Origin of the sequence: Leifsonia sp. 115AMFTsu3.1 (assembly GCF_004362795.1) — a bacterium.
Classification (GTDB): Bacteria; Actinomycetota; Actinomycetes; order Actinomycetales; family Microbacteriaceae; genus Leifsonia.
Map to the genome: position 1 here is coordinate 296532 of NZ_SNYB01000001.1, position 24636 is coordinate 321167.

The following is a 24636-nucleotide window of genomic DNA, read 5'->3' on the forward strand; positions in this document are numbered from 1 at the left end:
CGCACGGTACCGCATCCGGATCAGGAGGTGCGGGTGGCCGTCGCCTCGGTCTCCTCGAGCTCCTCGCGGACCACTTCCCGCGGCGCGAGCACGACCCGCGGGCGGAGACCGGCGAACCGGACGCGCAGCCCGCGGTACTTCACGAGGTAGATCACGCCGACCAGCGCCGCCGCGAAGCCGCTGGCGGCGCCGACGCCCATCGCCCAGCGCGGGCCGAAGGTGTCGGCCACCCAACCGACGATCGGCGCGCCGACCGGGGTGCCTCCCATGAAGATGGCCATGTAGATCGCCATGACGCGACCGCGGAGCACCGGATCCGTCGTCATCTGCACCGTGCCGTTCGCCGTCGTCATGAGCGTCTGAGACGAGACGCCGATCACGATGAGGGCTGCGGCGAACAGCCAGTACGTCGGCATCACGGCGGCCAGCGCGCAGCCGAGGCCGAACAACGCTGCGCCGGCGAACAACAGGGAGACGCGCGGCCGGTCGCGCCGGGCGGAGAGCAGGGCGCCGACCACCGATCCCACGGCCATGATCGACGAGAGGATGCCGTACTCCCCGGCGCCCTGGTGGAAGACGCTCACCGACATGGTCGAGATGAAGATCGGGAAGTTCAGACCGAACGTGCCGATCAGGAACACCATGATCAGGATGACGAGGATGTCCGGGCGGCGCCGCACATACCGGAACCCGTCGACCAGGCTGCCCCGCGAGCGCTTCGCGCGCTCCGTGCGGTAGAGCTGCTCGCGCCGGAGCATTGCGAGCGAGAACAGCACCGCTCCGAAGGTTGCGGCGTTGATCAGGAAGACCCAGCCGGCGCCGACGGCCGCCGTGAGGAGGCCCGCGACCGCGGGGCCGAGGAGGCGCGCGGCGTTGAACGAGGCGGAGTTCAGCGCCACCGCATTCGACAGGTTCGGGCCGGCGACCAGGTCGGAGACGAACGTCTGGCGGGCAGGCGCGTCGAAGGCGGCGACGACTCCGAGCAGGAGCGCGAAGAGATAGACGTGCCACAGCTGGACGACACCGGCCACGGTGAGAATTCCGAGGCCGAGTCCGAGCAGTCCCATGGCTCCCTGCGTCGCCATCAGGAGCTTGCGGCGGTCGAGGTGGTCGGCCGCCCATCCCGTCACCGGCAGCAGAAGCAGCTGCGGGCCGAACTGCAGCGCCATCACGAAGCCGACGGCCGCTGCGTTGTTGTGGGTGAGCTGGGTCAGGACGATCCAGTCCTGGGCCGTCCGCTGCATCCAGGTACCGACGTTCGACACGATCGCGCCGGCTGCCCAGATGCGGTAGTTGACGCCGGCGAGCGAGCGGAACATGGAACTCACGAGTCGGCGAGCTCCCGCATGATCTCGGCGGCCTCGGCGAGGGTGGTGCGCTGCTCGGCGGTGAGCGTACGGAGCCGCTGATGCAGCCAGGCGTCCCGGCGCTTGCGCGTCTCGGCGACGAGCTCGACGCCGCGTTCGGTCGGGACGACGACGACCCTGCGTCCGTCGGCCTCGTCGGCGGTGCGGGCGACGTAGCCGGCCTGCTCCAGCCGGTTGACTGTGCGGTTCATCGAGGGCGGCTTGACGCGCTCGAAATCGCTCAGCGCACCGATCGTCGCCGAGCCCTCGCGCACCAGGTAGCCGAGAGCGGCCGTCTGGGAGTCGGAGAGCTCGTGGTCCTCCTTCTCGGAACGCAGACGCCTGGACAGCCGCGCCACCGCGATGCGGAGTGCGCCGCTCAGATCGTGGGTCGACAGTCGTGCGCTCATACATAGTTAGCCTAACAAATTAGGCTGGCTAACTAAACCCCCTTCGCTGCCGGCGTACGCCAGACTGGGGCCGTGCACAGTGAGCAGGGCCGGAGTTTCGACGACGAGGACGGCGTCCGCGTCTATTTCGATGTGTACGCGCCGACGCCAGAGGGTACACCGTCCGCGGCCGCCATCCAGCTGGCCCATGGTGTCGGAGAACACGCCGGCCGGTACCGCGAGCTGGCCACCCATCTGGCCGCCGCAGGGTACGCCGTCTACGCCGACGACCACCTCGGCCACGGGCGCACCGGGATGGAGCAGTGGGAGGGCGACGCCACGCGCCTCGGAAGGCTGGGGCCGGGCGGGCTGCGCGCGGCGATCCGCGACGTCCACGCCTTCAGCGATCTCATCCGGGCCGAGAACCCCGACCTGCCGCTGGTCTACGTCGGTCACAGCTGGGGATCGCTGATCGGTCAGATCGTCCTCAACCGTCACAGCGACGAGTACGACGGGATGGTGCTGTCCGGCACCGCGTACCGCGCGCTCGGGTCGATGAACGGCGGCGACCTCAACAAGCGGCACGCCCACCTCGGCACGACGGGCGCCGAGTGGCTCAGTCGCGATCCCGCGGTGGCACAGGCGTTCGTCGACGACCCGCTCACGACGCTCACGCCGTTGCAGAAGCTCTTCGGGATGGTGGATGCCGCCCGCCTGCTCGGCCGCCCCGCCCGCAACCTGGCCCACGACCTCCCCGTCCTCATCCAGGTGGGCTCGGACGATCCGCTCGGCGGGCCGGTCAGCGCCCGACGGCTGGAGCAGGCCTACCGCACCCGCTCGCACCTGTCCGACGTCACCACGATCGTCTACGAGGGCGCCCGGCACGAGATCTTCAACGAGACCAATCGCGCCGAGGTGTTCGCCGACCTCACCGCCTGGCTCACCCAGCGCGTCCCCGCCCGCGACTAGCCCCAGGCTCCGCCCACCGTCGAGTCCGCAAAAACTGCACGCCGATCGCTCGATCAGCGTGCAGTTTTTGCGGACTCGACGGCGGGAGTGGAGGGGGTACGGGAGTGTCTAGCGCGACGGAGGGGAGTGCGCGGACACTGTAGGCGGGAGGGCGTCATGGGAGAACACATCCTGAGCGGACTGTCTCGGTTCACGCCGATCGACAACCCCGCGAACTTCAGCGGGCACGACACCGACCTCGCGTGGATCCTCGTGATCCTCGGTGTGCTGCTCGTCATCCTGCTCATCGGCCTGGGCGTGACGTTCCTGCGCAGCCCGGAGCGGGAGCTCGACGAGTGGGGCAACCCGAGGAACCCGCCGGGAGGCACACCGCCACCGGCGTGACCGCCGGCTGGTCCGCCCGCCTGACCGCCTCCGGGCGGACGTAGGGTAAGGGTATGCATGGTGAGTACAAGGTCCCCGGGGGCAAGCTCGTCGTCGTCGACCTGGAGGTGGTGGACGGCAGGATCGCGGATTTCCAGCTCGCCGGCGACTTCTTCCTCGAGCCGGACTCTGCGCTGGAGGCCATCGACGCGGCCGTGAACGGCCTGCCCGCGGAGTCGGACGCGAAGACGATCGCGGCGGCCGTCAAGGACGCCCTGCCCGAGGGCGCCAGCCTGCTCGGGTTCTCGCCGGAGGCCGTCGCTGTGACGGTCCGGCGCGCTCTGGCGAAGGCGACCAGCTGGCGCGACTACGACTGGGAGATCGTGCACGCGAAGGCCGTCTCCCCGCAGATGCACCTCGCCCTGGATGAGGTGCTCGCCAACGAGGTGGGCGAGGGTCGCCGCGGGCCGACCCTGCGCATCTGGGAGTGGGACGAGCCGGCGGTCGTGATCGGCAGCTTCCAGTCGGTGAAGAACGAGGTCGACCCTGACAACGCGAAGAAGTACGGCATCCAGGTCGTGCGCCGCATCTCCGGCGGCGGCGCCATGTTCATGGAGGCGGGATCGGTCGTCACGTACTCGATCTACGCCCCGGCCGACTTGGTGCAGGGCATGAGCTTCGCCGACAGCTACGCCTTCCTGGATGAGTGGGCGATCATCGCCCTCAAGTCCCTCGGGATCGACGCCGTCTACCGGCCGCTGAACGACATCACGAGCCCGTCCGGCAAGATCGGCGGCGCCGCGCAGAAGCGGCTGGGCTCGGGCGCGGTGCTGCACCACGTCACCATGAGCTACGACATGGACGGCCAGAAGATGACCGAGGTGCTCCGCATCGGCCGCGAGAAGATCAGCGACAAGGGCATCACCAGCGCGGCGAAGCGCGTCGACCCGCTCCGCAGCCAGACCGGCCTCAGCCGCGCCGAGATCATCGAGCAGATGAAGCTGACTTTCAAGAGCCTCTACGGGGCGACGGACGGCGACCTCACCGACGCCGAGTACGCCGCCGCCGAGAAGCTGGTCGCCGAGAAGTTCGAGACCGAGGAGTGGCTCTACCGCGTCCCGTAGCGCTTCAGGGCCAGGCGATCCTCAGGCAGCGCACAGGTCCTCCGGTACCCTGGAGGGCGTGAATTGGTGGGTCGTGGGGATCATTGCGGCGTTCGTCGCCCTGATCGTCGTCGCCGTGAAGCTGGGCTGGATCGACCTCTCGAACAAGGCGCAGCGCGGCTCGGGCACCATGAGCGGCGCCATCGGCGGCTCGTTCGACGAGATCTTCGCGCCCGCCCGTCACGAGGCACAGCAGGAGATGGACCGTCAGTCCCTGCTGCCCGCTCCCGCACCGCTCCCCAGCGACAAGGGCGACGGCGCCTGGGAGGGCGGCAAGATCACGCTCGACCTGGGCCCTGCCGGTCACGGCCAGCGCGCCGAGGGCCGTGCCCCCAGCGAGGACGGCCGCGCTACCGCTTCTGCAGCTCCGCGTAGTCGGGGTGCTCGCTGAGCCAGCTCCGCACGTAGGGGCAGGAGGCGATGACGCGCAGGTCGGTGTTGTCGCGCACGTCGTCGAGCGCCGTCTGCACGAGCGTGGACGCCATCCCCTTCTCGCGCTTCTCCTCGTCGACCTCGGTGTGCGTGAAGACGATCGCGTCGTGCCGCAGTTCGTACTCGGCGACGCCGATCACCTCGCCGTCCTGAAGCAGGGCGTAACGGGACTGCTCCGGCTGTTTCTCGACGCTCAGGCTCATGAATCTCACGCTACCCCGTCAGGTCGTGCCTCTTTTCCGCGTCTCTATGGGTGAGGGCGGATCCGTCGCCCTCGTCGAGAGGAGGCCGCCGTGCCGATCGTCCTTCCCGTCGCCCTATCCCTCTTCGGCAGCCGGGACTCCGAGATCCGGATGCGCCCGGTCGTCGACGCGCTCAGTCGGGCCGGGTTCCTGGTGCCCGTCGCCGATCCGTCCTCTCCTTCGGTGGATGCTGCGGCGGATCCCGCGGACCTCATCGAGCAGCACCGGCCAGGCGTCGTGCTCGTCCACGGCGGCTCGGCAGCGGCCTTGGTAGCCGCGACGGCTGCGTCCGAGCGCGGCATCCCGGTTGCGCACCTGGATGCCGGACGCTGCGACGGCGATGTCACCGACACCCTCCCGAGCGAGCCCGTTCGACGGATGCTCGGGCGGATCGCCGCCCTCCAGCTGGCGCCGACGGAGCACGCGCGGCGCGTCCTGCTGGCGTCCGCTGTCCCAGAGGGACGGATCGTCGTCACCGGAGATCCCCTCGTCGACGCGGTGCTGTCGGCCGACACTGCCACCGTGGCATCGGAAGACCGGCGCGTCGTGCTCGTCGTCGCCCACCGGCCGGAGAACCGTGGGGCTCCGATGCAGCGGATCGGCTACGCTGTGCGCGTGCTGGCGGCGCGATTTCCCGGCCACGTGTTCGTGCTGTGCTCGGGCCCGGAGCTCGCGGTGCATGCGGGGTTGACCACCGCAGCAGGCCGGGCGCCGAACATCCTGTCGACACCGCTGCCGCCGTTCGCCGGTCTCGTCCGGCTTCTCGCCGACGCGACGCTCGTGCTCACCGATTGCGGTGAGCTGGAGGAGGTGGCGCCGAGCCTCGACGTGCCGGTTCTCGTCCTCGCGGCGACGACCGACCGACCGGAGGGCGTCCTCGCGGGGACGTCTCGCACCGTCGGGACGCGCGTGGAGACGATCGTCGACGAGGCGTCCGCGCTTCTTGCCGACCCGCTCCGTCATGTCGCCATGGCGCGCCGGCCCACCCCCTTCGGAGATGGACGCGCAGCGGATCGGATCGTCGCGGCCTTGTCGGCTCTGCTCGGCCGCGGCGAGCGGTGGCCGGACTTCGTGCCGCGCGTCGATATGGGATTGGCATCTCGGTAGTTCCTCGGTAGTTCTGCGGTGCCGCGCACGTCAGTCCGCAACGGACCCTGGAGTCACTCGACCGGCGCGCCGCCGGTCCGCCGAGAACGACCGAGGAGACAGGATGCCCGCGAGCGCCGTCCGTCCGACAGACCTGGAGCTGTTGCACCGGGTCCGTCGCGGCGAGCACGCGGTCTTCGCCGACCTGTGGACCCGGTACGAGGGGTGGGCACACCACGTCGCCCGCCGCACGACGTCGCGCTATGAGGCGGAGGACATCGTCCAGGAGGCCTTCACCAAGGTGCTCACCGCCCTGCGCAACGGCAACGGGCCGACGGAGGGTTTCGCCCACTATCTTCGTACGGCGATCCGCAACGTCGCGGCCACCTGGGGTGCGCGCGACGCTCGGATGACCGTCGTGCCCCTCGGCGACGAGGTCGGCCATCCGGTCTACGAGTTCGAGGTGGTCGACCTGGGCGAGCTGGAGCACCCGTTCCGCAGCCTTCCCGAGCGCTGGCAGCGCATCCTGCTGTTGACCTGCGTGCACGGCCTGCCGCTGTCCGCCGCCGCAGAGATCCTCGGGATGACGCCCGGCGCCGCCGCCGCGCTCGCCGCCCGAGCCCGCACCGGTCTGCGTGCGGCCGTCACCGGTGTCGCCGGCGAGGACCTCACCCTCGCCGCCTGAATGTCCGCCCCGGAGGGCGCGCGCTGCCGCCGTGTCCTCCGGGTGAGCGGTCGCCCGGAGCTCATCGATGCGCTCATCCCTGAGGCGTCTGCTCCCGATGCCACAGCGCCAGCTCGGTGCGGGAGCGCAACCCCAGCTTCACCAGGGCGTTCTGCACGTGCGTCTCGACCGTGCGGATCGACACGAAGAGGTGCCGGGCGATCTCCTTGTTGGAGGCGCCGTCCGCCACCAGAGCCGCCACCTGCGCCTCGCGCGGTGTCAGCTCCGATGTCCGCGCCGAGGCCGGGATGCCGGTGCGTGTCCGGGCCTCGACCATCCCGTGCAGGGCGAAGTCGATGCTCTCGTCCTCGCTCAGTGCCGCTCCGTAGGCGAACGCGCGGTCGAATGCTTCGGAGCCGAGGCGGTGACGGAGCGTCCGCTCGGTCGCCGCACGATCGTAGAAGTACGGCGGGTAGTTGGCCCGAATCGACCCGGCGTCACGCCATCGGGCCGCGGCCGCCCCCAGCAGGGTCGCGCCCCGCGCAGGATCCGCGTGCTCGCGCGCGACGTCGGCGAGCAGTTCGAGCGCCTGGGCGACCCCCAGACCGTTGCCGAGTCCGCGTTTCACCACCAGCGCCTCCCGTGCGTCCGCCTCGGTCGTCTCGTACTCACCGGCGGCGGCGCACGCCGAGGCCCGCGTCGTGAGCGCGAAGGACCGCTCGAAGCGGTCGCCGACCAGGAGGGCGCGTTCGGTGATGTCGTCGTCGACGCGGGAGCCCTCCGCGCGCTCGCCGAGGGCGTGCAGCCGTGCGGCGAGACGTTGCGGCGTGTTCGTGCGGCCGAACCGGTAGGCGTCCTCGCCGAGTTCGTCCATCAGGATGCGGAGCAGCTCCAGCGCACGCCTGTCGTCCGTGTCGACGACCTCCGCAGCGCTCCGAACACTGACCGCGCAGTCCTGAGCCGCCTCGGCGTCGTCGCCGTTCGCGACCTCCTCGAGAGCAGCGCGGGCGATGGCCAGCTCGCTGCGGGCAAGGCCCGGCTTCCCCGTCTGGCCGAAGACGGCCGCACGGAGGGCGTGCCCCTGCGCCGCCCAGAACGGCGACGGCCGACCCGAAGCGAACGCGATGCCGAGCCAGGTCGCGACCTCGTCACCGCTGCCGTGCAGCATCCATGCCTGCCGCCAGGCCGTCACCGCGACTTCGACGGCGCGATCGGCGTCGCCGAGCGCCGCTGCCGTCGACACCGCCCGGCGGATATTGGCGATGTCGCCGCGCAGCCGCTGCAGGATCTCGCGTTGGCGGCCACTGAACCAGTTGTCCTCCGCGTCGTGCAACCGCAGCAGCATGCACGACACGAAATGCCCCTGGGCGTCCTGTGGATGCGTCGCCCGCTCGGCCCCGAACTCCCGCAGTGCGGGCAGCAGCTCGTAGCGCACATCCCCCTCGACGCGTCGGCGATGGATCACCGAACGCCGGATGAGCTGCTTGAGCGCGGCGCTCGCATCTCTCGGGGTCGCGGCGCTGAGGGCGGCCATGGCCTCTCCGAGATCGAGATCCCAGCCCGGGGCCAGGACCGCGAGATCCGACCAGACGCGCCGCTCCGTCTCGGTGCAGCGATCCCAGCTGTCCTCGACGGCGGCGCGGAGGGACCGGGACTCCGCCGCGGCCGGCTCCAGGGTGTCCAGCTGGTGGGAGATGCGGCTCGCGAGCGTCCGCACATCCATGAACTGCAGCTGCGCGGCGGCCAGCTCGATCGCCAGCGGGACGCCGTAGGTCGCCTCGCAGATCGCGACGACCTCCGGCAACGTGCTTCCGTCGACGGAGAACAGGGCGTCACCCGATGCGGCGCGATCCGCGAACAGCCGGACGGCGTCGCTGCTGGCGGTCAAGTCGTGGTGGGCGAAGGGGCCGATCGCCACGAGCGCCTGCGCGGTGGAGGAGGGCGGCTCGCGGGAGGTCACGATGGCTCGCACGCCCGGGCACGTCAGGAGGAGGGCGTCGATCACCGCCGAGGTCTCGGCCACGGCCTCGTCCGCGTCGTCGATCAGGAGCAGTGCGTCCTCGTCGCCGATCGCGGCGATCACGGCGCCGAGGGCGTCGTCGCCCGGATCGACCTTCAGCTCCTGCGCGACCGCCAGTGCGACATCCTGCCCGCGACCGCGCACATCCACGTACCAGACGCCCGACACCGAGCGCCGCAGCGACTCCGCGGCCGCGATCGCGACGCGGCTCTTCCCCACGCCGGCGGTTCCTGTGACGGTCACCAGACGGGTGGAGGTCTGCAGCAGGCGGCGGATCAGCGAAACCTCCTCGCGACGCCCGACCATCGGGTCCAGGCGCACGGGGAGCCCGTGCGTGGAGTTCGATGTCTGCATACCGACCCCCGTCAGCCGGGGCGGGGCGCCGGCCCTGACCGTCGTCTGATCCATGAGCCGACGCCCCTGTTGGGTGTTACGTCTCGCATGGTGTCAGGAGCGGGTACGGCTCGAAAGACAGCTGTCACAGGTGTGGCTGATACGGCGCCCACGTCTCCAGGTCGTATTCGAGCTCGACTCCGGAGTAGAGCCGAAGCAGCCAGCGCTGCGAGTCGCCCCCGGCGAACTGGCCGGTGACGGTCTCCGTCACCCACCCGCCCTCGGAGTCGTGGGTCCAGCGGATCAGGCCGACATGCTCACGGAGGCGCGGAGGGTGCGGTGGGTGGATGTAGTCGAATTCGTCAGCCATCTTCTGTGCCTCCTCCCGCCCGGCGGGAGTCGGACCCGTCGATGGCGGCGTGGCCATGATGCACCTTCGAGCGTTCGTTGGGGACTAGCTGTTTTCCATAAAGTCACGCGTGCGAACGGTCGTCCACCGAATCGTCGTCGCGCCGCCATTCCAGCTCGACGCCGGAGACCAGCCGGACGCGTATCGTGCGGCCGACGACCTCCATCCTGGCGACGTCGGGGTGGCCCTGCACGCGCATCCACCCGGGTGATCCCGGCTCCGGAAAGGCGTTCGCGTCCTCGTTCACCGCACCCCACCCCTCCCCGTCGCACATCGACCGGCGTCGAGAAGTAGCTTGACGTGAACCCACGCGATTCCGCTAGTCCATCGAGTGGTCAGGAGGCAGACGACTCGCGGCCGACGTGCCGGTAGATCGCCTCGCGAGGCCAATCGTCCGCGGTCACCAGTTCGTAGACCTCCATCGCCTGGTCCGCCGGGATGCGTACGCGGACAGGGGGATGCGTTTCGAGCACTGGGAGGTCGATCGACCGGTCCAGCCCGGGCTGGTCGGGGTGCACGAGGAATGCGGTGAACACATCGTCGCCGAAATCCATGCGTTCACATTAGTCCTCGCGTCCCTCGTGGCGTAGCTCTCGACCCAACTGTCTATCCAGCTCTCGACCGGTCGAGACACCATGACCCCGAACAGAAGCGAGGGGGCGCGAGAGATGACGTCGACCGACCAGAAGAGGACGGACCGACCCGGGCGGTTCCCGGTGTGGGCGACCGTGCTGCTCGCCGTGCTGGGCGCGGTCATCCTGCTGGGATCGGGCGTGCTCGGCGGTCTCACCCTCCGCTCGGGTGCATCGACACTCGGGATGGCGCCGGCCCGGTCCGCTTCGCTGTCGTCCGCGTCGGTGTGCGACGCCGAACGCATCGCGAGCGACGTGCTCCCCTCGATCGTGACGATCGGGGTGGTCGCCGGCGACGGGTCAGGCGGCACCGGCAGCGGGGAGATCATCTCCGCCGACGGCTACATCCTCACCAACAACCATGTCATCGCCCCCGCGGCGGAGGGCGCGAAGATCACCGTCCTCTACAACGACGGGACCACTCACCCGGCGAAGCTCGTCGGGCGTTCGCCGCGCGCCGACATCGCCGTGGTGAAGGTGGAGGCCAGCGGACTTCCCGTCATCAAGCAGGGGGACTCCACAACGCTCAAGGTCGGCCAGCCGGTGGTCGCGCTCGGCGCTCCGCTGGGCCTCTCCAGCACGGTCACGACCGGAGTGGTCAGCGCCCTCGGTCGCACGGTCCCGGTGCAGAGCGACAGCGACCGCAACGCCGTGCTGGCGGATGCGATCCAGACCGACGCCTCGATCAATCCCGGCAACTCGGGGGGCGCGCTCGTCGACTGCGACGGCCGGCTCATCGGAGTGAACTCGGCCATCGCGACCGTTCCCGGCGCCTCCGGGGAAGCGGGCGGCGGGAGCGTCGGCATCGGCTTCGCGGTCCCGCAGGCGGTGGCGATGCCGATCGCGCAGCAGATCATCTCGACCGGCAAGGTGACCTATCCGATCTTCGGGATCTCGGTCACCCCCATCCAGCCCGGCCAAGGCGACAACGACCAGCCGGGACTGTACGTGCAGTCGGTGACGCCCGGTGGACCGTCGCAGCAGGCAGGCCTGCGGGCCGGAGATGTGATCACCCGCGTCGACGGCAGGCCCGTCGGCAGCGTCGACGACCTCACGGCGATCCAGCTCACGAGCAAACCCGGCGACGGTGTCGACGTGGTCTACGTGCGGGACGGCCGACGCCAGACCACCACCGTGACTCTCGGTAGCGGCTGAGCGGCTGAGCGGCTGAGCGGCTGAGCGGCTGAGCGGCTGAGCGGGCGAGCGGGCTGAGCGGCTCAGGCGGGGCGCTCGACGCCGATCGCGATCTTGAACCGGTCGATGATCCGGTAGCTGTCGCCCGGGCCGGTCTCCTCGACGCGTACCGTGTCGTAGACCCGGAAGTCGAGGATGCGGAGCTCGCCCAGGCGCTCGGCCCGCTCGTTGAGGAGGGCCGAACGGAGCGGCGAGGTGGGGTCGCGGGGGATCAGGGGCGTGACGATCTCGCCGCGCCATCCATCGGTCGTCACGCTGACGAGCCCGGCGGCACGCTCCCGCGGATTCCAGTGCATCAGCCTCATCTCGTCGTCGCGTCCTCTCGTCGGCACGTTGCGGTGTGTTGTGACGGAGCGGCCCGGCCGGTTCGATACCCGACGAGCGGGCCGAGCCACTCCGAAAGGGAGGCCCATAGGGGGCGCTCCGGTGGAGACGCGCGAAGCCCGATGACGCGCTCTCCGCTTATGTAGACGTTGTTGCCGAGCGATCGTGACGCGACGAACTCAGCTGCACAGCTTCCATTGGGCGCGCACCTGCTCGGCAGACAGCGGGACGCCGTAGACGGCCGCGAAAGCGAGGCTCCCCGTGATCTGCCGTGCGGACGGCGTCTCCGGCCCCCAGTTGTCGAGGTTGTCGGCTCCGATGCGCCAATGGCCGGGAAACGCGTGCGCCTGCGTGACGGAGCCGTCGTGGGCGACCCGCTCGCCGTCGACGTACAGCGCCATGCCGTCGTCCGACAACGTCGCGGTGGCCTGGTGCCAGCGGCCATCGGTGTAGCTGGATGTGGAGGTCACGGTTCGGACGGCCTCCGGGAAGACGCCGAACACCAGACGGCCGTCATCCGTCAGGAACAGGTGGCGGTCGTAGTACGCCGAGACACCGTCGCTCGATCCGCTGAACCCCAGCAGCCGGCCGCCGCCCTCGGTCGCCTGGAACCAGATCTGGATGGTGAACCGGTCGACGGGCTGCCGAAGCGTCTCGTCCGTCAAGTTCCACTCGCCCGCGCCGGGGTGTCCCGCATAGCGTGCGGTGCTCCCGTGGACGAGGTCCGTCGCGGTGCGGGCTCCGGACTCGTCGTCCAGTCGGTACGCGAGCAACGTGTCGGCCGCCGGGATCGCCTGGATGGCGGCGACGCAGCCCTGCGGAGCGGGCGCGGGGGCGGGGTCCGGCGGGAGCACCGGCGCCTCGGCGCCTGGCCCGCTCGGAACCACGGGGACGATGGGCTCGGTGATCGGAGAGTCGACCACGGGCGGAGCGCTGCCGTCGCCATCCGGAGCCGGAACGGGCACGACGCCCGTCGCGGGAGCCTCCGGCTTGAGTTGAGCCTTCTGCTCCGGCGTGGGACGTGACGTCTCGGCCACGCGGTCGGGCCGGTCGCCGCCCGCGCTCTGCGAGCCGGACGTGGAGCCGCTCCCGGTCTCGGCCGCGGCGAGCTCCGAGCCGGGTGCGGCGACGACCACCCCGCAGGTCAGGGCTGCCGCCGCCACCACACTGGCCGCGACGGCGGCCATCCCGGCCTTCGAACTACCCGTCGCCGCGCTCGACAGCTGCCGCAGCCGGCCGCCGGTGCGGACGGTGGCCGCCGGATCGGTGGCCGCCGGAGCGGCCGGCGTCGTCTCGGTGAGCGTCGCCGCGACGGCGGTTCCCGATCCGCCGATCGTCGAGAGGTACGCGGTCGCGCCGGCGAGCCCCAGGAACAGGGGCAGGATTCCGAGAGCGATCCGCGAGCCCACGCGGTCGGCCTCGGAGGCGGCGTCCGCGCAGCGCTCGCAGGCGTCGAGGTGCTGCGTCACCTTGCGGCGGTCGGCCTTGGCGAGCCGCCCTCGAACGAAGGGGCCGAGCTTCTTCAGCGTCCACGCGTGGATCGGGTCCTCGGTCGGTGCGCTCGCCAGGTGGGCGTTGATCCAGGACTGCCGGAGCCCTTCGCGTGCGCGGAGCGCGAGCGCGGAGACCGCGTTGGCGTTGAGGCCCATGAGCGGCGCCACCTCGCGTGGCGCCATGTCTTCGATCTCGGTGTACCAGAGCACCTCCTGCCACTTGTCGGGCAGGGCGTAGAACGCCTTCGCCATCGTCTGCCGGTCCATCCGCTCGAGGGCGGTGACCTCGCTGAAGGTCCAGTCTTCGATGACGTCGGCGTCTTCGATGTTCGGCGTCGTCTTCCGGCGCGACCAGTCGATGGCCACGTTGCGGACCGTTGTGGCGAGGTAGGAGCGGAATCCCGAGGTGGGGCCCTTGCCGCGGCCGAGCGAGGTCAGGATGCGCGCGAACGCCTCCGACGCGAGATCGTCGGGGTCGAACCGGCCGGTGATGGAGGCCGCCATGGCGCGGCCGGCCTGCCAATGCCGCTTCCAGAGCACGCCGTAGGCGAGCGTGTCTCCGTCTCGTGCGAGGACGATCAGGTCGGCGTCGGAGAGGTCGTCGAGTTCACCGGTCATAAGGGTCGGGTCCTTGAATAGCGGTACGGGCGTTCACTGACTTGGACGCAGTGAATTGCGGATCATGACGCGATCGAAGAAAGAAAGTTCTTCGTCGTCGATCGGGGATGGTGTGGCACCACCATCCCGCCCGTCCCCGCGGTCACGGGACCGTCGGACTGCGGAGAGACTGCGTAGGTCGGACGACCCGCCCGGTCAGCGCGTGCGGCGGCGGCCGCGCGTCGCCAGGTTCCAGAGACCGGCGAACAGCACGGCGCCGCCGACACCGTTCAGCACGCCGCCCACGACATCCGTGCCGTAGTGGACGCCGACATAGAGTCGCGACCAGGCGACGGCGAGCACGAACACGGCGCCCACGACGACCACGATGGCTCGGGGGAGCCCCGCACGGCACACCATGGCCAGAGCCGTCACGAGCGCCGCGGCGAAGACCACGTGCCCGCTGGGATAGCTGAGCGTCGCCGGCGAGATGTGCAGCACGTGGGTCAGGTCGGCGGTGGACGGCCGCGGCTGTGCGACGACTGTCTTGACGACCAGCGTGGTCAGCCAGCCGGCGCCCGTCACGACGCACGCGCCCAGCGCTCGGCGCCATCCCACCGCGAACAGCAGGATGACGAACACGACGACGAGGATCGCCGCCACCACGACGGGATGGTCGAGCCGGTCGAGCAGCAGGGCGGCGTCGTCGAGCAGAGGGGAGTTGACCCGGTTCACGGCCGCGTCGAGACCGTCGAAGCGCAGTGCGGGCAACGCCTTCGCAGCGAAGCCGAGCCCGATCGTGACCGCGAAGAGGACGACGGTCCAGACGATCCAGTGGGCCGGGGCGCGCAGGGCCCACGAGGTCTGTCGCCGCGAGTGCATCCCCTCAGCGTAGGGGGCGGCCGCGCGCGAAGACTGGACGTCCGCCGCCCGAGGGTGTGAAGACGCTCAGCGGACGAACGGTGCGACCGACCGCGTGATCGCCACGGCGCGGTCGGCGACCTCGGCGGCGGAGCCGTCCCCGCCCGCCTCGGCCCATTCGCGGACGGCGATGCGGATGGCGGCGATGCACGCGACGACGAGCAGCTCGGCGCGGGCGGCGGCATCCTCCTCGCCCACGGTCGCGCGGGGCATATCGTCGTCGTCCCGGCTGACGTCCGTCAGGAACGCGGCGACGGCGGAGACGAGTCCCGATCGCAGGTCGTCGAACCGTCCGAGACGGCGCCGGAGGAGGCCGGAGTGACGCGCGGCAATGAGCATGCGCGCCTCGCGGAGCTCCGCATCCTGCTCGTCCGGGAGCGATGCGGTGAACAGGGTGTCGACGAGGGCGGCGACGACGCTTCCCCGGTACGCGTCGGTCAGGCGGCGGCCGATCCACACCGGGTCGCCCCACGCGCGCCGCACGTCGAAGAGCGCGTCCTCCTTGGTGTCGAAGTAATTGAAGAAGGTGCGGTGGGAGACCGGAACGCGCGCACAGATCTCGTCGACCGTCACCTCGTCGAGGTCGCGCTCCAGCGCGAGTTCCAGGGTGGCGCGTTCGAGGTCGGCTCTGACCTGGGCCTTCTTGCGCTCGCGGAGGCCGTCGGTTGCTGAAGTTTGCATAGAAGGAAATTTTGCAGTCATGTACGTTGTTAGTTGACTTTGGTCACCTAATTATATATGGTTGATCGTCGTCAACCAATCGTGCGAAGGATCCACATGTCAACAACGCTCTCCAGGGATGGGTCACCGGTCGTGATGTCGCACCGGCAGGTGCTCGAATCCCTCTCCGGACTCCTGCTCGGGATGTTCGTCTCGATCCTCGCGGGCACGGTCGTGTCGACCTCGATGCCGCGGATCATCTCCGAACTGCACGGCGACCAGACCGCCTACACCTGGGTCGTCACCAGCACGCTGCTCGCCACCACGGTGTCGACGCCCATCTGGGGCAAGCTCGCCGACCTGCTCAACCGCAAGCTGCTCATCCAGCTCGCCCTCGTGATCTTCGTCGCAGGCTCCGCGATGGCCGGCTTCTCGCAGGACACCAACATGCTCATCGGATTCCGCGTGGTGCAGGGCCTCGGCGCCGGTGGTCTGACCGCACTCAGCCAGATCATCATGGCCGACATCATCAGCCCGCGTGAGCGCGGCCGGTACATGGGCCTGTTCGGCGGTGTCATGGCCGTCGGAACGGTCGGCGGCCCGCTGATCGGCGGCCTGCTGACCGACTCGATCGGCTGGCGCTGGAACTTCTTCGTCGGCGTTCCTGTCGCAGTGGCAGCCATCCTGCTGCTCCAGTTCACGCTTCGCCTGCCGAAGCGTCCGGCGCGGAAGGTGCGCATCGACTACCTCGGCGCGATCTTCCTCGCGGCCGGCGTCTCGCTCCTGCTGATCTGGGTCTCGCTCGCGGGCAAGAACTTCGACTGGTGGAGCGCCGAGACCATGTGGATGGTCGGAGGCTCGATCGCCCTCATCGTCGCGACGATCGTGACCGAGCTCGTCGTGAAGGAGCCGATCATCCCGCTCGGGATGTTCAAGAACCGTACGTTCACGCTCGCCGTCATCGCGTCGATCTCGGTCGGTGTCGCCATGTTCGGCACGTCCGTCTTCCTCGGTCAGTACATGCAGCTCGCCCGCGGCGCGACGCCGACGGAGTCCGGTCTGCTGACGCTGCCGATGATCCTCGGACTGCTGCTCTCCTCGATGATCGTGGGCAACCTGATCAGCCGGTTCGGCAAGTGGAAGGGCTTCATGATCGCCGGGTCCCTGCTGCTCACCGCCGGCCTGTACCTGATGAGCACCATCGAGTACGACACGAACTACGGGCTCGTCTCCCTCTACATGCTCGTGCTCGGCGCCGGCGTCGGCATGGTCATGCAGAACCTGGTGCTCATCGTCCAGAACACGGTCCGCCCGGACCAGCTCGGCGCCGCCAGCTCGAATGTCGCGTTCTTCCGCAGCCTGGGCGGCACCATCGGCGTCTCGGTGATGGGATCCATCCTGGGCACCGCGGTGAAGGACATGATGGCCGACCGCCACCAGGAGCTGCTGACCGCCGTCGGCAAGCTCGGCGCGAAGGGCGTCGCCGCCGCCAAGTCGCTGCAGAGCGGGACGCTCCCCGAGGTCAACACCCTCCCGGTGCCGATCCGGACCATCGTCGAGTCGGTCTACGGCCAGGCCGTCGCCGACATCTTCCTGGTCGCCGTCCCGCTCGCGATCATCTCCGTCATCGCCATCCTCTTCCTCCCGAACATCAAGCTCGGCAGCAAGACCGCCATCGAGCGGATGCGCGAGGAGAACGCCGAGACGCCGCTCGAGGCCGCGGAGGAGAACGCGGTGGAGGTCGCGGAGGCACTGATCGGCGCCCCGGCCACCGGTTCGATCGCCGCGGTCCGGCGAGCCGGCGACGGCGACAGCCCGGCTGGGAACGGTCGCTAGACGGTCACGTTATGATCGCGGCCATGGACAACACGGATCGGGTGGCGGCGGGCTCCGCCGCCACCCTTCCCGCCGCCCCGGAACCGGCGAGCGACGCGGCCATCTCCGAGGTGGAGGAGCAGTTCACCCGGCTGTTCAACCAGGTCGGCACGGCCATGCGCGACCGTGCGGTCCGCATCCACCCGGACCTGCAGCCGGGAAGCTACAAACTGCTGACGACGATCGTGCGCAGCGGCCCCATCCACGCCGGAGCCCTCGCCGCCATGCTCTACACCGACAAGAGCGTGATCAGCCGGCAGGTGAAGCTGCTGGAGGACATGGGCTTCATCGAGCGCAAGACCGACCCGACCGACCGGCGGGCCAGCTTCATCGCGGCGACGCCCGAGGCCATCGAGAAAGTCAACGAGGTGCGCGCCGCCGACCAGGCGACGCTGTACCGGGGCCTCCGGCGCTGGGGCGAAGAGGATGTGCGTCGCCTGGCGGAGCTGCTCGGCCGCCTCAACGAGGTCACCGGCTAGAACTCCCGGTGGCGATTCAGCGGGACGCTGGTACCCTTCGTCGGGTATGCAGTCCGCATCCGCCCCCCGTCGTTCCCGCGGCCGCCGCTCGGCAGGCCGTCGCGCCCCTGTGCCGACGCAGCGCGTGCGGATCCGGCTGCCGAGGTCGCGGAGACGCCCCCTGCTGCCGCTTCAGCACCGCATCGGCGTGAGCCTCGCGGTCATCGGCCTGGTATGCGGATTCTCGATCGTTCCGACGGATGACGCGCTCGCATCCACCCTCCTCGTCGCGCCGTCGACGACGCTCGCGCCGGGTGACGGCGCGTCCGGCTCGACCACGGCCGCTGCGGCTGCACCGGCGCCCGCCCAGGAGCTGCTGGTCGATGCGACGATCGCCGCCCCCGTCGTCAACCGCGAGGACCTGAGCGCGACCGACGGGCTGCAGACGCTCGCCCGCGTCGGCACCAACGAGGCCTGGGCGAAGCTGGTGCTGATGTTCGGCGGCTGGCCGCAGACCGACGCGAACGTGACGGTGATGCTGCGCTGGATGCGCCAGGAGAACGGTCCGCCGGACTGGTGGAACCGTAACAATCCTCTCAACAACGGCTACGGGTCGGGCGGTGGAGCGGGCCTCGGCAGCTACCCGGACCTGATCACCGCCGCCGAGTACTGCGCGAAGAACCTGCAGCGCGGCTACCCGGACATCGTGGCCGGGCTCGAAGCCGGCACCTCCGCCGATGCGACCGCCGCCGCGATCTGGGCCTCGCCCTGGGCGACCAGCCACTACGGCAACGGCACGCACTGGAGCACGCGCCCGGTCGAGATCGTGCAGGCTCCCGCCTCCGCCTGGGGGCTCTGACCACTTCGGCGCGGGATGGGCGGGTGCGGCGTCAGGACTTGGCGAGCCAGGTGCGCAGGCGGTCCAGCGGCCAGGTCGTGATGATGCGGTCGGCGGGAACGCCGTTCGCGGCGGCGCGCGCTGCGCCGTACGCGAGGAAGTCGAGCTGGCCGGGTGCGTGCGCGTCCGTGTCGATCGAGAAGAAGCATCCCGCGTCGAGGGCGCGCTGGATGAGGTCGTCCGGCGGGTCCTGACGTTCCGGCCGCGAGTTGATCTCGACGGCGACCTGGTTCTCGACGCACGCGGCGAACACCGCATCCGCATCGAACTCCGACGGCGGCCGGGTGCCGCGCGAGCCCTGCACCAGGCGGCCGGTGCAGTGGCCGAGGACGTTCGTGTGCGGGTCGCGGATGCCGCCCAGCATGCGCTTCGTCATCGTCCGCTTGTCGGAGCGGAGCTTGGAGTGGACGCTCCCGACCACCACATCCAATCGGTCGAGCAGCTCGGGTGCCTGATCGAGCGTGCCGTCCTCGAGGATGTCGACCTCGATCCCGCGGAGCAGGGTCACGGAGCCGGTGTCCAGGCTTGCGATGATGTCCAGCTGCTCCTCCAGGCGCTCGGCGCTGAGCCCGCTCGCCACCGTGAGTGTGGGGGAGTGGTCGGTGATCGCCTGGTACTCGCGGCCGAGCGTCGCGGCGGCCGCGGCCATGACCTCGATCGGGACGGTGCCGTCGGACCACTCGGTGTGGCTGTGCAGGTCGCCTCGGAGCTGGGCGAGCAGGTCCGCGCCTGCCGTCTCGAGGGGCTGTGCGTTGCGCTCGCGCAGGTCGGCCAGGTAGTCCGGTACGCTGCCCTCCACCGCCTGCGCGATGACCTGGAAGGTACGGTCGCCGATGCCCTTGGTGCGCTTGAGCCTGCCGTCGGCGACCCGCGCGGCGAGCTCCTCCTGGTCGAAGGGCGCGATCGTGGCGGCCGCGCGGCGGAAGGCCTGCACTTTGAAGCTCGGGGCGAGCTCCCGCTCCAGCCAGAAGGCGATCTCGTTCAGCGCGTCGACGGCATCCATGCGCACCATGCTCCCACCGTGTCGGTGGTGGCCGGTACCGTCGGGCGCATGGGGAGAATCGTCTTCGACACGGCCGCGACCATCAACGGGTGGATCGCCGATGAGCACGACTCGCTGTCCTGGCTGTTCGCGGTGCCCGGCGGAGAGGAGCCGGACGAGAGCCTGCTCCCAAGTGGAGCGACCGTGATGGTCGAGGGCCGCACGACGTACGAGTGGGTGCTGCGCGAGAGCGGCATCCTCGAGGCGCCGGAGAAGTGGCAGGAGTTCCACGGCACGCGCCCGACCTTCGTGTTCACCCATCGCGAGCTGCCGGTGCCCGAAGGCGCGGACATCCGCTTCGTCTCCGGCTCGGTGGCGGATGCGCTGCCGGCGATCCGAGAGGCGGCGGGCGACGGCGACATCTGGGTCGTCGGTGGCGGGGATTTGGCGGGGCAGTTCTTCGACGCGGGCGCGCTGGACGAGCTGGCGGTGTCGATCGCGCCGGTCGCGCTCACCGGCGGCGCGCCGCTCTTCCCGCGGCGGCTGGAGTCCGACCGCCTGCACCTCGAATCCGCGGAGGCGGTCGGTCAGTTCGCCCGGCTGCGTTACCGCATCCTGGCCGCAGAATCGACCGCCTGATATACCGTAGGTCGCGTTCGACGGAGGGATTCGACATGACCGCAGCGGCCGACAGCCACGATCTGATCCGCGTCCAGGGGGCGCGCGAGAACAACCTGAAAGACGTCAGCGTCGAACTGCCCAAGCGGCGGCTGACGGTGTTCACAGGCGTCTCGGGGTCTGGCAAGAGCTCGCTGGTGTTCGGCACGATCGCCGCCGAGTCGCAGCGCATGATCAACGAGACCTACAGCGCGTTCGTCCAGGGATTCATGCCGTCGCTGGCCCGACCGGACGTCGACGTGCTCGAAGGGCTGACGACCGCCATCATCGTCGACCAGGAGCGCATGGGCGCCAACGCGCGGTCGACGGTCGGCACGGTGACCGACGCGAACGCGATGCTGCGCATCCTGTTCAGCCGGCTCGGCCAGCCGCACATCGGCTCGCCGCAGGCCTTCTCGTTCAACATCCCCTCGGTCACCGGACGCGGCGCGATCACCGTCGGCGGCAAGACGGAGTCGCGCGAGTTCACGCAGCTCGGCGGTATGTGTCCGCGCTGCGAGGGCATGGGCAGCGTGAGCGACATCGACCTCACTCAGCTCTTCGACGACAGCAAGTCGCTCGCGGAGGGCGCCATCACCATCCCGGGCTATACGGCCGACGGCTGGGCGGTGCGGATCATCGGAAGCTCGGGCTTCGTGCCCGCGGACAAGCCGATCCGTGAGTTCACCGAGCAAGAACGCCAGGACTTCCTCTACAAAGAGCCGGTCAAGGTGAAGATCGAGGGCATCAACATGACCTACGAGGGACTCGTCCCCAAGGTGCAGAAGTCGATGCTGTCGAAGGATGTCGACGCGATGCAGCCGCACATCCGCGCGTTCGTGGAGCGCGCCGTCACCTTCGCGACGTGTCCCGAATGCGGCGGCACCCGGCTGAGCGAGGGCGCGCGGTCGTCGAAGATCGCCGGCATCAGCATCGCCGACGCCTGTGCCATGCAGATCACCGACCTGTCGGACTGGGTGCGCGGGCTCGACGAGCCGTCCGTCCGTCCACTGCTCAAGAATCTGCAGCACCTGCTCGACTCGTTCGTCGACATCGGCCTCGGCTACCTGTCGCTCGACCGGCCCTCCGGCACGCTGTCGGGCGGCGAGGCGCAGCGCACGAAGATGATCCGCCACCTGGGGTCGTCGCTCACCGATGTCACGTATGTCTTCGACGAGCCGACCGTCGGGCTGCATCCGCACGACATCCAGCGGATGAACGAGCTGCTGCTGCAGCTGCGCGACAAGGGGAACACGGTGCTCGTGGTCGAGCACAAACCGGAGGCGATCGCGATCGCGGACCACGTCGTTGACCTCGGTCCGCGAGCCGGCTCGGCCGGAGGCGAGGTCGTCTTCGAGGGCACGGTGGAGGAGCTCCGCTCGAGCGACACCCTCACCGGCCGGCACCTCGACGACCGCGCGCACCTCAAGGAGACGGTGCGGACGCCGAAGGGAGCGCTTGAGGTGCGCGGCGCCTCCGAGCACAACCTGCAGGGCGTGGATGTCGACATCCCGCTCGGCGTGCTGGTGGTCGTCACGGGGGTGGCCGGGTCGGGGAAGAGCTCCCTCATCCACGGGTCCGTGGCACCGCGTGACGGCGTCGTGTCGGTCGATCAGGGTGCGATCCGGGGCTCGCGCCGCAGCAACCCGGCGACCTACACCGGGATGCTGGAGCCGATCCGCAAGGCGTTCGCGAAGGCCAACGGCGTAAAGCCCGCTCTGTTCAGCGCCAACTCCGAGGGCGCGTGCCCGAACTGCAACGGCGCCGGCGTCATCTACACCGACCTCGGCGTGATGGCCGGCGTCTCGACGGTGTGCGAGGTATGCGAGGGAAAGCGTTTCGACGAGTCGGTGCTCGAGTACCACCTGGGTGGCCGCGACATCAGTGAGGTGCTGGCGATGCCGGTCACCGAGGCCGAGGAATTCTTCGCGGGAGGCGAGGCGAAGCTGCCCGCTGCGCACGCCATCCTGCAGCGGCTGTCGGACGTGGGGCTCGGCTATCTGACGATCGGCCAGCCGCTCACGACACTCTCGGGCGGCGAGCGGCAGCGGCTGAAGCTGGCGACGCACATGGCCGAGAAGGGCGGTGTGTACGTGCTCGACGAGCCGACCACCGGCCTGCACCTGGCAGACGTGGAGCAGCTGCTCGGACTTCTCGACCGGCTCGTCGACGCGGGAAAGTCGGTGATCGTGATCGAGCACCACCAGGCCGTGATGGCGCACGCCGACTGGATCATCGACCTGGGGCCCGGAGCCGGCCACGACGGCGGCCGGCTCGTCTTCGAGGGCACCCCCGCCGACCTCGTCGCCGCCCGCTCCACTCTCACCGGCGAGCACCTCGCCCGCTACGTCGGCGCCTGACCCCGCACCCCCACCGTCGAGTCCGCACAAATTGCACACGAATCGCCGTCGCGGCGTGCAAAGTTTGCGGACTCGACGGTGGGGATGATGCGGCGGGTTACGGAAGGTTGCGAGGGCGGAGGGGCGCACGCGGCGGGACGGATAGCGTCGGAGGGTGAGCACCCCGATCGAGAACCTGGGCCGCGAGACGCGGCTGTACCGGCCGTCCGAGGAGTTCGCGGCGCAGGCGAACGTCGACGCCTCCGTGTTCGCGGAGGCCGCCGCCGACCCGGTGGCGTTCTGGGAGCGCCAGGCCGCCCGCCTCGACTGGGCGAAACCGTGGCACACGGCACACACGTGGCAACCGGCCGCGCCCTGTGACGACGGCGAGCTGACGGTCCCGCGGGCCGAGTGGTTCGCGGGCGGCCGCCTCAACGCGGCCGTCAACTGCGTCGACCGACACGTCGCCGCCGGCCGGGGCGACCGCGTCGCCCTGCACTTCGAGGGTGAGCCGGGCGACCGCGAGACGATCACGTACGCGGACCTTCAGCGGCGGGTGGCGCAGGCGGCGAACGCCCTCACGGCGTTGGGCGTCGGGAAGGGGGACCGCGTCGTCGTGTACCTCCCCGTCATCCCCGAGACGGTCGTCATCACCCTGGCCATCGCGCGCGTGGGCGCCATCCACTCGCTCGTGTTCGGTGGCTTCTCGGCAGAGGCGTTGCGCTTCCGCGTGGAGGACACGGGAGCCAAACTGCTGGTGACCTCCGACGGGCAGTTCCGCCGGGGATCCGCCGTGGCCGTCAAGGCGAATGCGGATGCGGCGGTCGCCGGCGACAACGCGATCGAGCATGTGCTGGTGGTGCGGCGGACGGGCGACCTGACGCCGGACGTGCCCTGGACGCCCGGACGCGACGTGTGGTGGCACGAGGTCGTCGAGACGGCGCCCGACGTGCACGAAGCTGAATCCTTCGACGCCGAGACGCCGCTGTTCATCATCTACACGTCCGGGACGACGGGGCGGCCGAAGGGCGTCGTCCACACGACCGGTGGCTACCTGACCCAGGCGTCGTGGAGCCACTGGGCGCTGTTCGACGCCAAGGACGACGACGTGTACTGGTGCACGGCCGACCTCGCCTGGGTCACCGCGCACACTTACGTGCTGTACGGCCCGCTGTCGAACGGTGCGACCTCCGTCATCTACGAGGGGACGCCGAACACCCCGCACGCCGGCCGGCACTTCGAGATCATCGAGCGCTACGGCGTGACGACGTACTACACGGCGCCGACGTTGATCCGCACCTTCATGACCTGGTTCCCGGAGGGGCCGGGGGAGCGTTGGGACCTCTCCAGCATCCGGCTTCTCGGCACGGTCGGCGAGGCGATCAACCCGGAGGCGTGGGTCTGGTTCCGCGAGAACCTCGGTGCGGGACGCGCGCCGGTGGTCGACACGTGGTGGCAGTCCGAGTCGGGCGCGGCGATCGTCGCCCCGCTGCCCGGGGTGACCGCGCTGAAGCCCGGCTCGGCGACGGTCGCTGTGCCGGGAGTCACGGTGCGGGTCGTCGACGAGCGAGGCGAGGATGTGCCCCGCGGCTCGGGCGGCTCGATCGTCATCGACGGCACGTGGCCGGCCATGTCGCGCACGGTATGGGGCGACCCGGAGCGCTACCGCGACTCGTACTGGCGGCCGTACGCCGACCGCGGGTACTTCCTGGCCGGAGACGGCGCCGCGGTCGACGACGATGGATACATCTGGCTGCTCGGCCGTCTCGACGACGTGATCAACGTCTCCGGTCACCGGCTGTCGACCATCGAGATCGAGTCGGCGCTGGTCGCGCATCCCCGTGTCGCCGAGGCCGCCGTCGTCGGCGTGGGCGACGTCACGACCGGACAGGCGGTCGCCGCGTTCGTGGTCCCGTCGGGAGAGACGCCGGGGGAGGCGGACCTCCGCGACCAGGTCACGCGCGAGATCGGGGCGATCGCGAAGCCGCGGCACGTGGTCATCGTCGGTGACCTCCCGAAGACGCGGTCGGGCAAGATCATGCGCCGCCTGCTGGTCGACCTGTTCGACGGCCGGCCGCTCGGCGATACGACATCGCTGCAGGACGAGACGGTTCCGCACGCGATCGCGGAGACGCTGGCCGCACGCGCCCGCTGACCGGTCGGCGTGCGCGAAAGGGAGGTGCCGCGGGC

25 protein-coding genes are annotated in these 24636 nt (G+C 70.1%); 13 read left to right on the forward strand and 12 right to left on the reverse strand.

All coding sequences use genetic code 11. The features are described from left to right. Positions 1–20 precede the first annotated feature (20 nt). Positions 21–1319, reverse strand: coding sequence for an MFS transporter (locus AXZ95_RS01550; protein ID WP_018189231.1), 1299 nt, complete (start codon positions 1317–1319; stop codon positions 21–23). A gap of 5 nt (positions 1320–1324) precedes the next feature. After that, entirely contained in the window at positions 1325–1756 is a 432-nt protein-coding gene (locus AXZ95_RS01555; protein ID WP_018189232.1) for a MarR family transcriptional regulator, read from the reverse strand. 72 nt (positions 1757–1828) lie between these two features. Between AXZ95_RS01555 and AXZ95_RS01560 the strand changes: the two genes are divergently transcribed. From AXZ95_RS01560 to AXZ95_RS01575, 4 genes are all read left to right on the forward strand, one after another. Beyond that, positions 1829–2704 carry an alpha/beta fold hydrolase gene (locus AXZ95_RS01560; RefSeq protein ID WP_018189233.1) on the forward strand — a complete coding sequence of 292 codons (876 nt, stop codon included), beginning with the start codon at positions 1829–1831 and terminating at the stop codon, positions 2702–2704. 156 nt (positions 2705–2860) lie between these two features. Further along, entirely contained in the window at positions 2861–3088 is a 228-nt protein-coding gene (locus AXZ95_RS01565) for a hypothetical protein (protein ID WP_018189234.1), read from the forward strand. A 53-nt stretch (positions 3089–3141) separates the two neighbouring features. Next, a complete protein-coding gene (locus AXZ95_RS01570; RefSeq protein ID WP_018189235.1) occupies positions 3142–4191 on the forward strand; it encodes a biotin/lipoate A/B protein ligase family protein in 1050 nt (349 codons plus the stop codon). A 58-nt stretch (positions 4192–4249) separates the two neighbouring features. Next, on the forward strand, positions 4250–4621 hold the full coding sequence (locus tag AXZ95_RS01575; RefSeq protein ID WP_231374297.1) for a hypothetical protein: 372 nt from the start codon (positions 4250–4252) through the stop codon (positions 4619–4621). Here the strand turns inward: AXZ95_RS01575 and AXZ95_RS01580 are convergent. Continuing rightward, on the reverse strand, positions 4581–4865 hold the full coding sequence (locus tag AXZ95_RS01580) for a GNAT family N-acetyltransferase (protein WP_018189237.1): 285 nt from the start codon (positions 4863–4865) through the stop codon (positions 4581–4583). The two genes, AXZ95_RS01575 and AXZ95_RS01580, sit on opposite strands and share 41 nt — an antisense overlap. A gap of 90 nt (positions 4866–4955) precedes the next feature. Between AXZ95_RS01580 and AXZ95_RS01585 the strand changes: the two genes are divergently transcribed. Both AXZ95_RS01585 and AXZ95_RS01590 read left to right on the forward strand, forming a co-directional pair. Beyond that, on the forward strand, positions 4956–6011 hold the full coding sequence (locus AXZ95_RS01585) for a UDP-N-acetylglucosamine 2-epimerase (protein WP_018189238.1): 1056 nt from the start codon (positions 4956–4958) through the stop codon (positions 6009–6011). 103 nt (positions 6012–6114) lie between these two features. Beyond that, positions 6115–6675 carry a sigma-70 family RNA polymerase sigma factor gene (locus AXZ95_RS01590; RefSeq protein WP_018189239.1) on the forward strand — a complete coding sequence of 187 codons (561 nt, stop codon included), beginning with the start codon at positions 6115–6117 and terminating at the stop codon, positions 6673–6675. Positions 6676–6748: 73 nt separating this feature from the next. On the opposite strand, the gene AXZ95_RS01595 is transcribed toward AXZ95_RS01590, so the two are convergent. The 4 genes from AXZ95_RS01595 to AXZ95_RS01610 form a co-directional block, all read right to left on the reverse strand. After that, positions 6749–9028 (reverse strand): LuxR C-terminal-related transcriptional regulator, encoded by a 2280-nt coding sequence (locus AXZ95_RS01595; RefSeq protein ID WP_018189240.1) that lies wholly within the window; start codon positions 9026–9028, stop codon positions 6749–6751. Between the two features lie 124 nt (positions 9029–9152). After that, positions 9153–9377 carry a hypothetical protein gene (locus AXZ95_RS01600; protein ID WP_018189241.1) on the reverse strand — a complete coding sequence of 75 codons (225 nt, stop codon included), beginning with the start codon at positions 9375–9377 and terminating at the stop codon, positions 9153–9155. Between the two features lie 103 nt (positions 9378–9480). Further along, positions 9481–9663 (reverse strand): hypothetical protein, encoded by a 183-nt coding sequence (locus AXZ95_RS01605; RefSeq protein WP_018189242.1) that lies wholly within the window; start codon positions 9661–9663, stop codon positions 9481–9483. Positions 9664–9751: 88 nt separating this feature from the next. Next, the gene (locus AXZ95_RS01610) at positions 9752–9970 is read right to left on the reverse strand and encodes a hypothetical protein (protein WP_018189243.1); all 219 of its coding nucleotides are present in this window, start codon (positions 9968–9970) and stop codon (positions 9752–9754) included. A gap of 114 nt (positions 9971–10084) precedes the next feature. On the opposite strand from AXZ95_RS01610, the gene AXZ95_RS01615 reads away from it, so the two are divergent. After that, the gene (locus tag AXZ95_RS01615; RefSeq protein ID WP_018189244.1) at positions 10085–11203 is read left to right on the forward strand and encodes a trypsin-like peptidase domain-containing protein; all 1119 of its coding nucleotides are present in this window, start codon (positions 10085–10087) and stop codon (positions 11201–11203) included. Between the two features lie 62 nt (positions 11204–11265). Here the strand turns inward: AXZ95_RS01615 and AXZ95_RS01620 are convergent, their stop codons facing one another. From AXZ95_RS01620 to AXZ95_RS01635, 4 genes are all read right to left on the reverse strand, one after another. Beyond that, positions 11266–11538: a hypothetical protein gene (locus AXZ95_RS01620; protein ID WP_018189245.1), complete on the reverse strand. Its 273-nt coding sequence runs from the start codon at positions 11536–11538 to the stop codon at positions 11266–11268. A 207-nt stretch (positions 11539–11745) separates the two neighbouring features. Beyond that, positions 11746–13677, reverse strand: a complete 1932-nt coding sequence (locus AXZ95_RS01625; RefSeq protein WP_018189246.1) for a sigma-70 family RNA polymerase sigma factor — start codon at positions 13675–13677, stop codon at positions 11746–11748. Between the two features lie 195 nt (positions 13678–13872). Next, positions 13873–14538, reverse strand: coding sequence for a phosphatase PAP2 family protein (locus tag AXZ95_RS01630; protein ID WP_018189247.1), 666 nt, complete (start codon positions 14536–14538; stop codon positions 13873–13875). A 66-nt stretch (positions 14539–14604) separates the two neighbouring features. Then, the gene (locus tag AXZ95_RS01635; RefSeq protein ID WP_018189248.1) at positions 14605–15258 is read right to left on the reverse strand and encodes a TetR/AcrR family transcriptional regulator; all 654 of its coding nucleotides are present in this window, start codon (positions 15256–15258) and stop codon (positions 14605–14607) included. A 135-nt stretch (positions 15259–15393) separates the two neighbouring features. Here AXZ95_RS01635 and AXZ95_RS01640 point away from each other — a divergent pair, with 135 nt between their 5' ends. The 3 genes from AXZ95_RS01640 to AXZ95_RS01650 all read left to right on the forward strand — a co-directional run bounded on the left by AXZ95_RS01640 (position 15394) and on the right by AXZ95_RS01650 (position 18429). Beyond that, the gene (locus tag AXZ95_RS01640) at positions 15394–17073 is read left to right on the forward strand and encodes an MDR family MFS transporter (protein WP_018189249.1); all 1680 of its coding nucleotides are present in this window, start codon (positions 15394–15396) and stop codon (positions 17071–17073) included. A gap of 23 nt (positions 17074–17096) precedes the next feature. Then, positions 17097–17591 (forward strand): MarR family winged helix-turn-helix transcriptional regulator, encoded by a 495-nt coding sequence (locus AXZ95_RS01645; RefSeq protein ID WP_231374299.1) that lies wholly within the window; start codon positions 17097–17099, stop codon positions 17589–17591. Positions 17592–17778: 187 nt separating this feature from the next. Then, positions 17779–18429 (forward strand): hypothetical protein, encoded by a 651-nt coding sequence (locus AXZ95_RS01650; RefSeq protein WP_133638739.1) that lies wholly within the window; start codon positions 17779–17781, stop codon positions 18427–18429. Positions 18430–18460: 31 nt separating this feature from the next. Here the strand turns inward: AXZ95_RS01650 and AXZ95_RS01655 are convergent, their stop codons facing one another. Further along, positions 18461–19471 carry a PHP domain-containing protein gene (locus AXZ95_RS01655; protein WP_026307004.1) on the reverse strand — a complete coding sequence of 337 codons (1011 nt, stop codon included), beginning with the start codon at positions 19469–19471 and terminating at the stop codon, positions 18461–18463. Positions 19472–19519: 48 nt separating this feature from the next. Here AXZ95_RS01655 and AXZ95_RS01660 point away from each other — a divergent pair, with 48 nt between their 5' ends. From AXZ95_RS01660 to acs, 3 genes are all read left to right on the forward strand, one after another. Further along, positions 19520–20089, forward strand: coding sequence for a dihydrofolate reductase family protein (locus AXZ95_RS01660; protein WP_018189253.1), 570 nt, complete (start codon positions 19520–19522; stop codon positions 20087–20089). A gap of 35 nt (positions 20090–20124) precedes the next feature. After that, a complete protein-coding gene (locus tag AXZ95_RS01665) occupies positions 20125–22467 on the forward strand; it encodes an excinuclease ABC subunit UvrA (RefSeq protein ID WP_018189254.1) in 2343 nt (780 codons plus the stop codon). 154 nt (positions 22468–22621) lie between these two features. Beyond that, positions 22622–24601 carry an acetate--CoA ligase gene (gene acs, locus AXZ95_RS01670; RefSeq protein WP_018189255.1) on the forward strand — a complete coding sequence of 660 codons (1980 nt, stop codon included), beginning with the start codon at positions 22622–22624 and terminating at the stop codon, positions 24599–24601. Positions 24602–24636 lie beyond the last annotated feature (35 nt).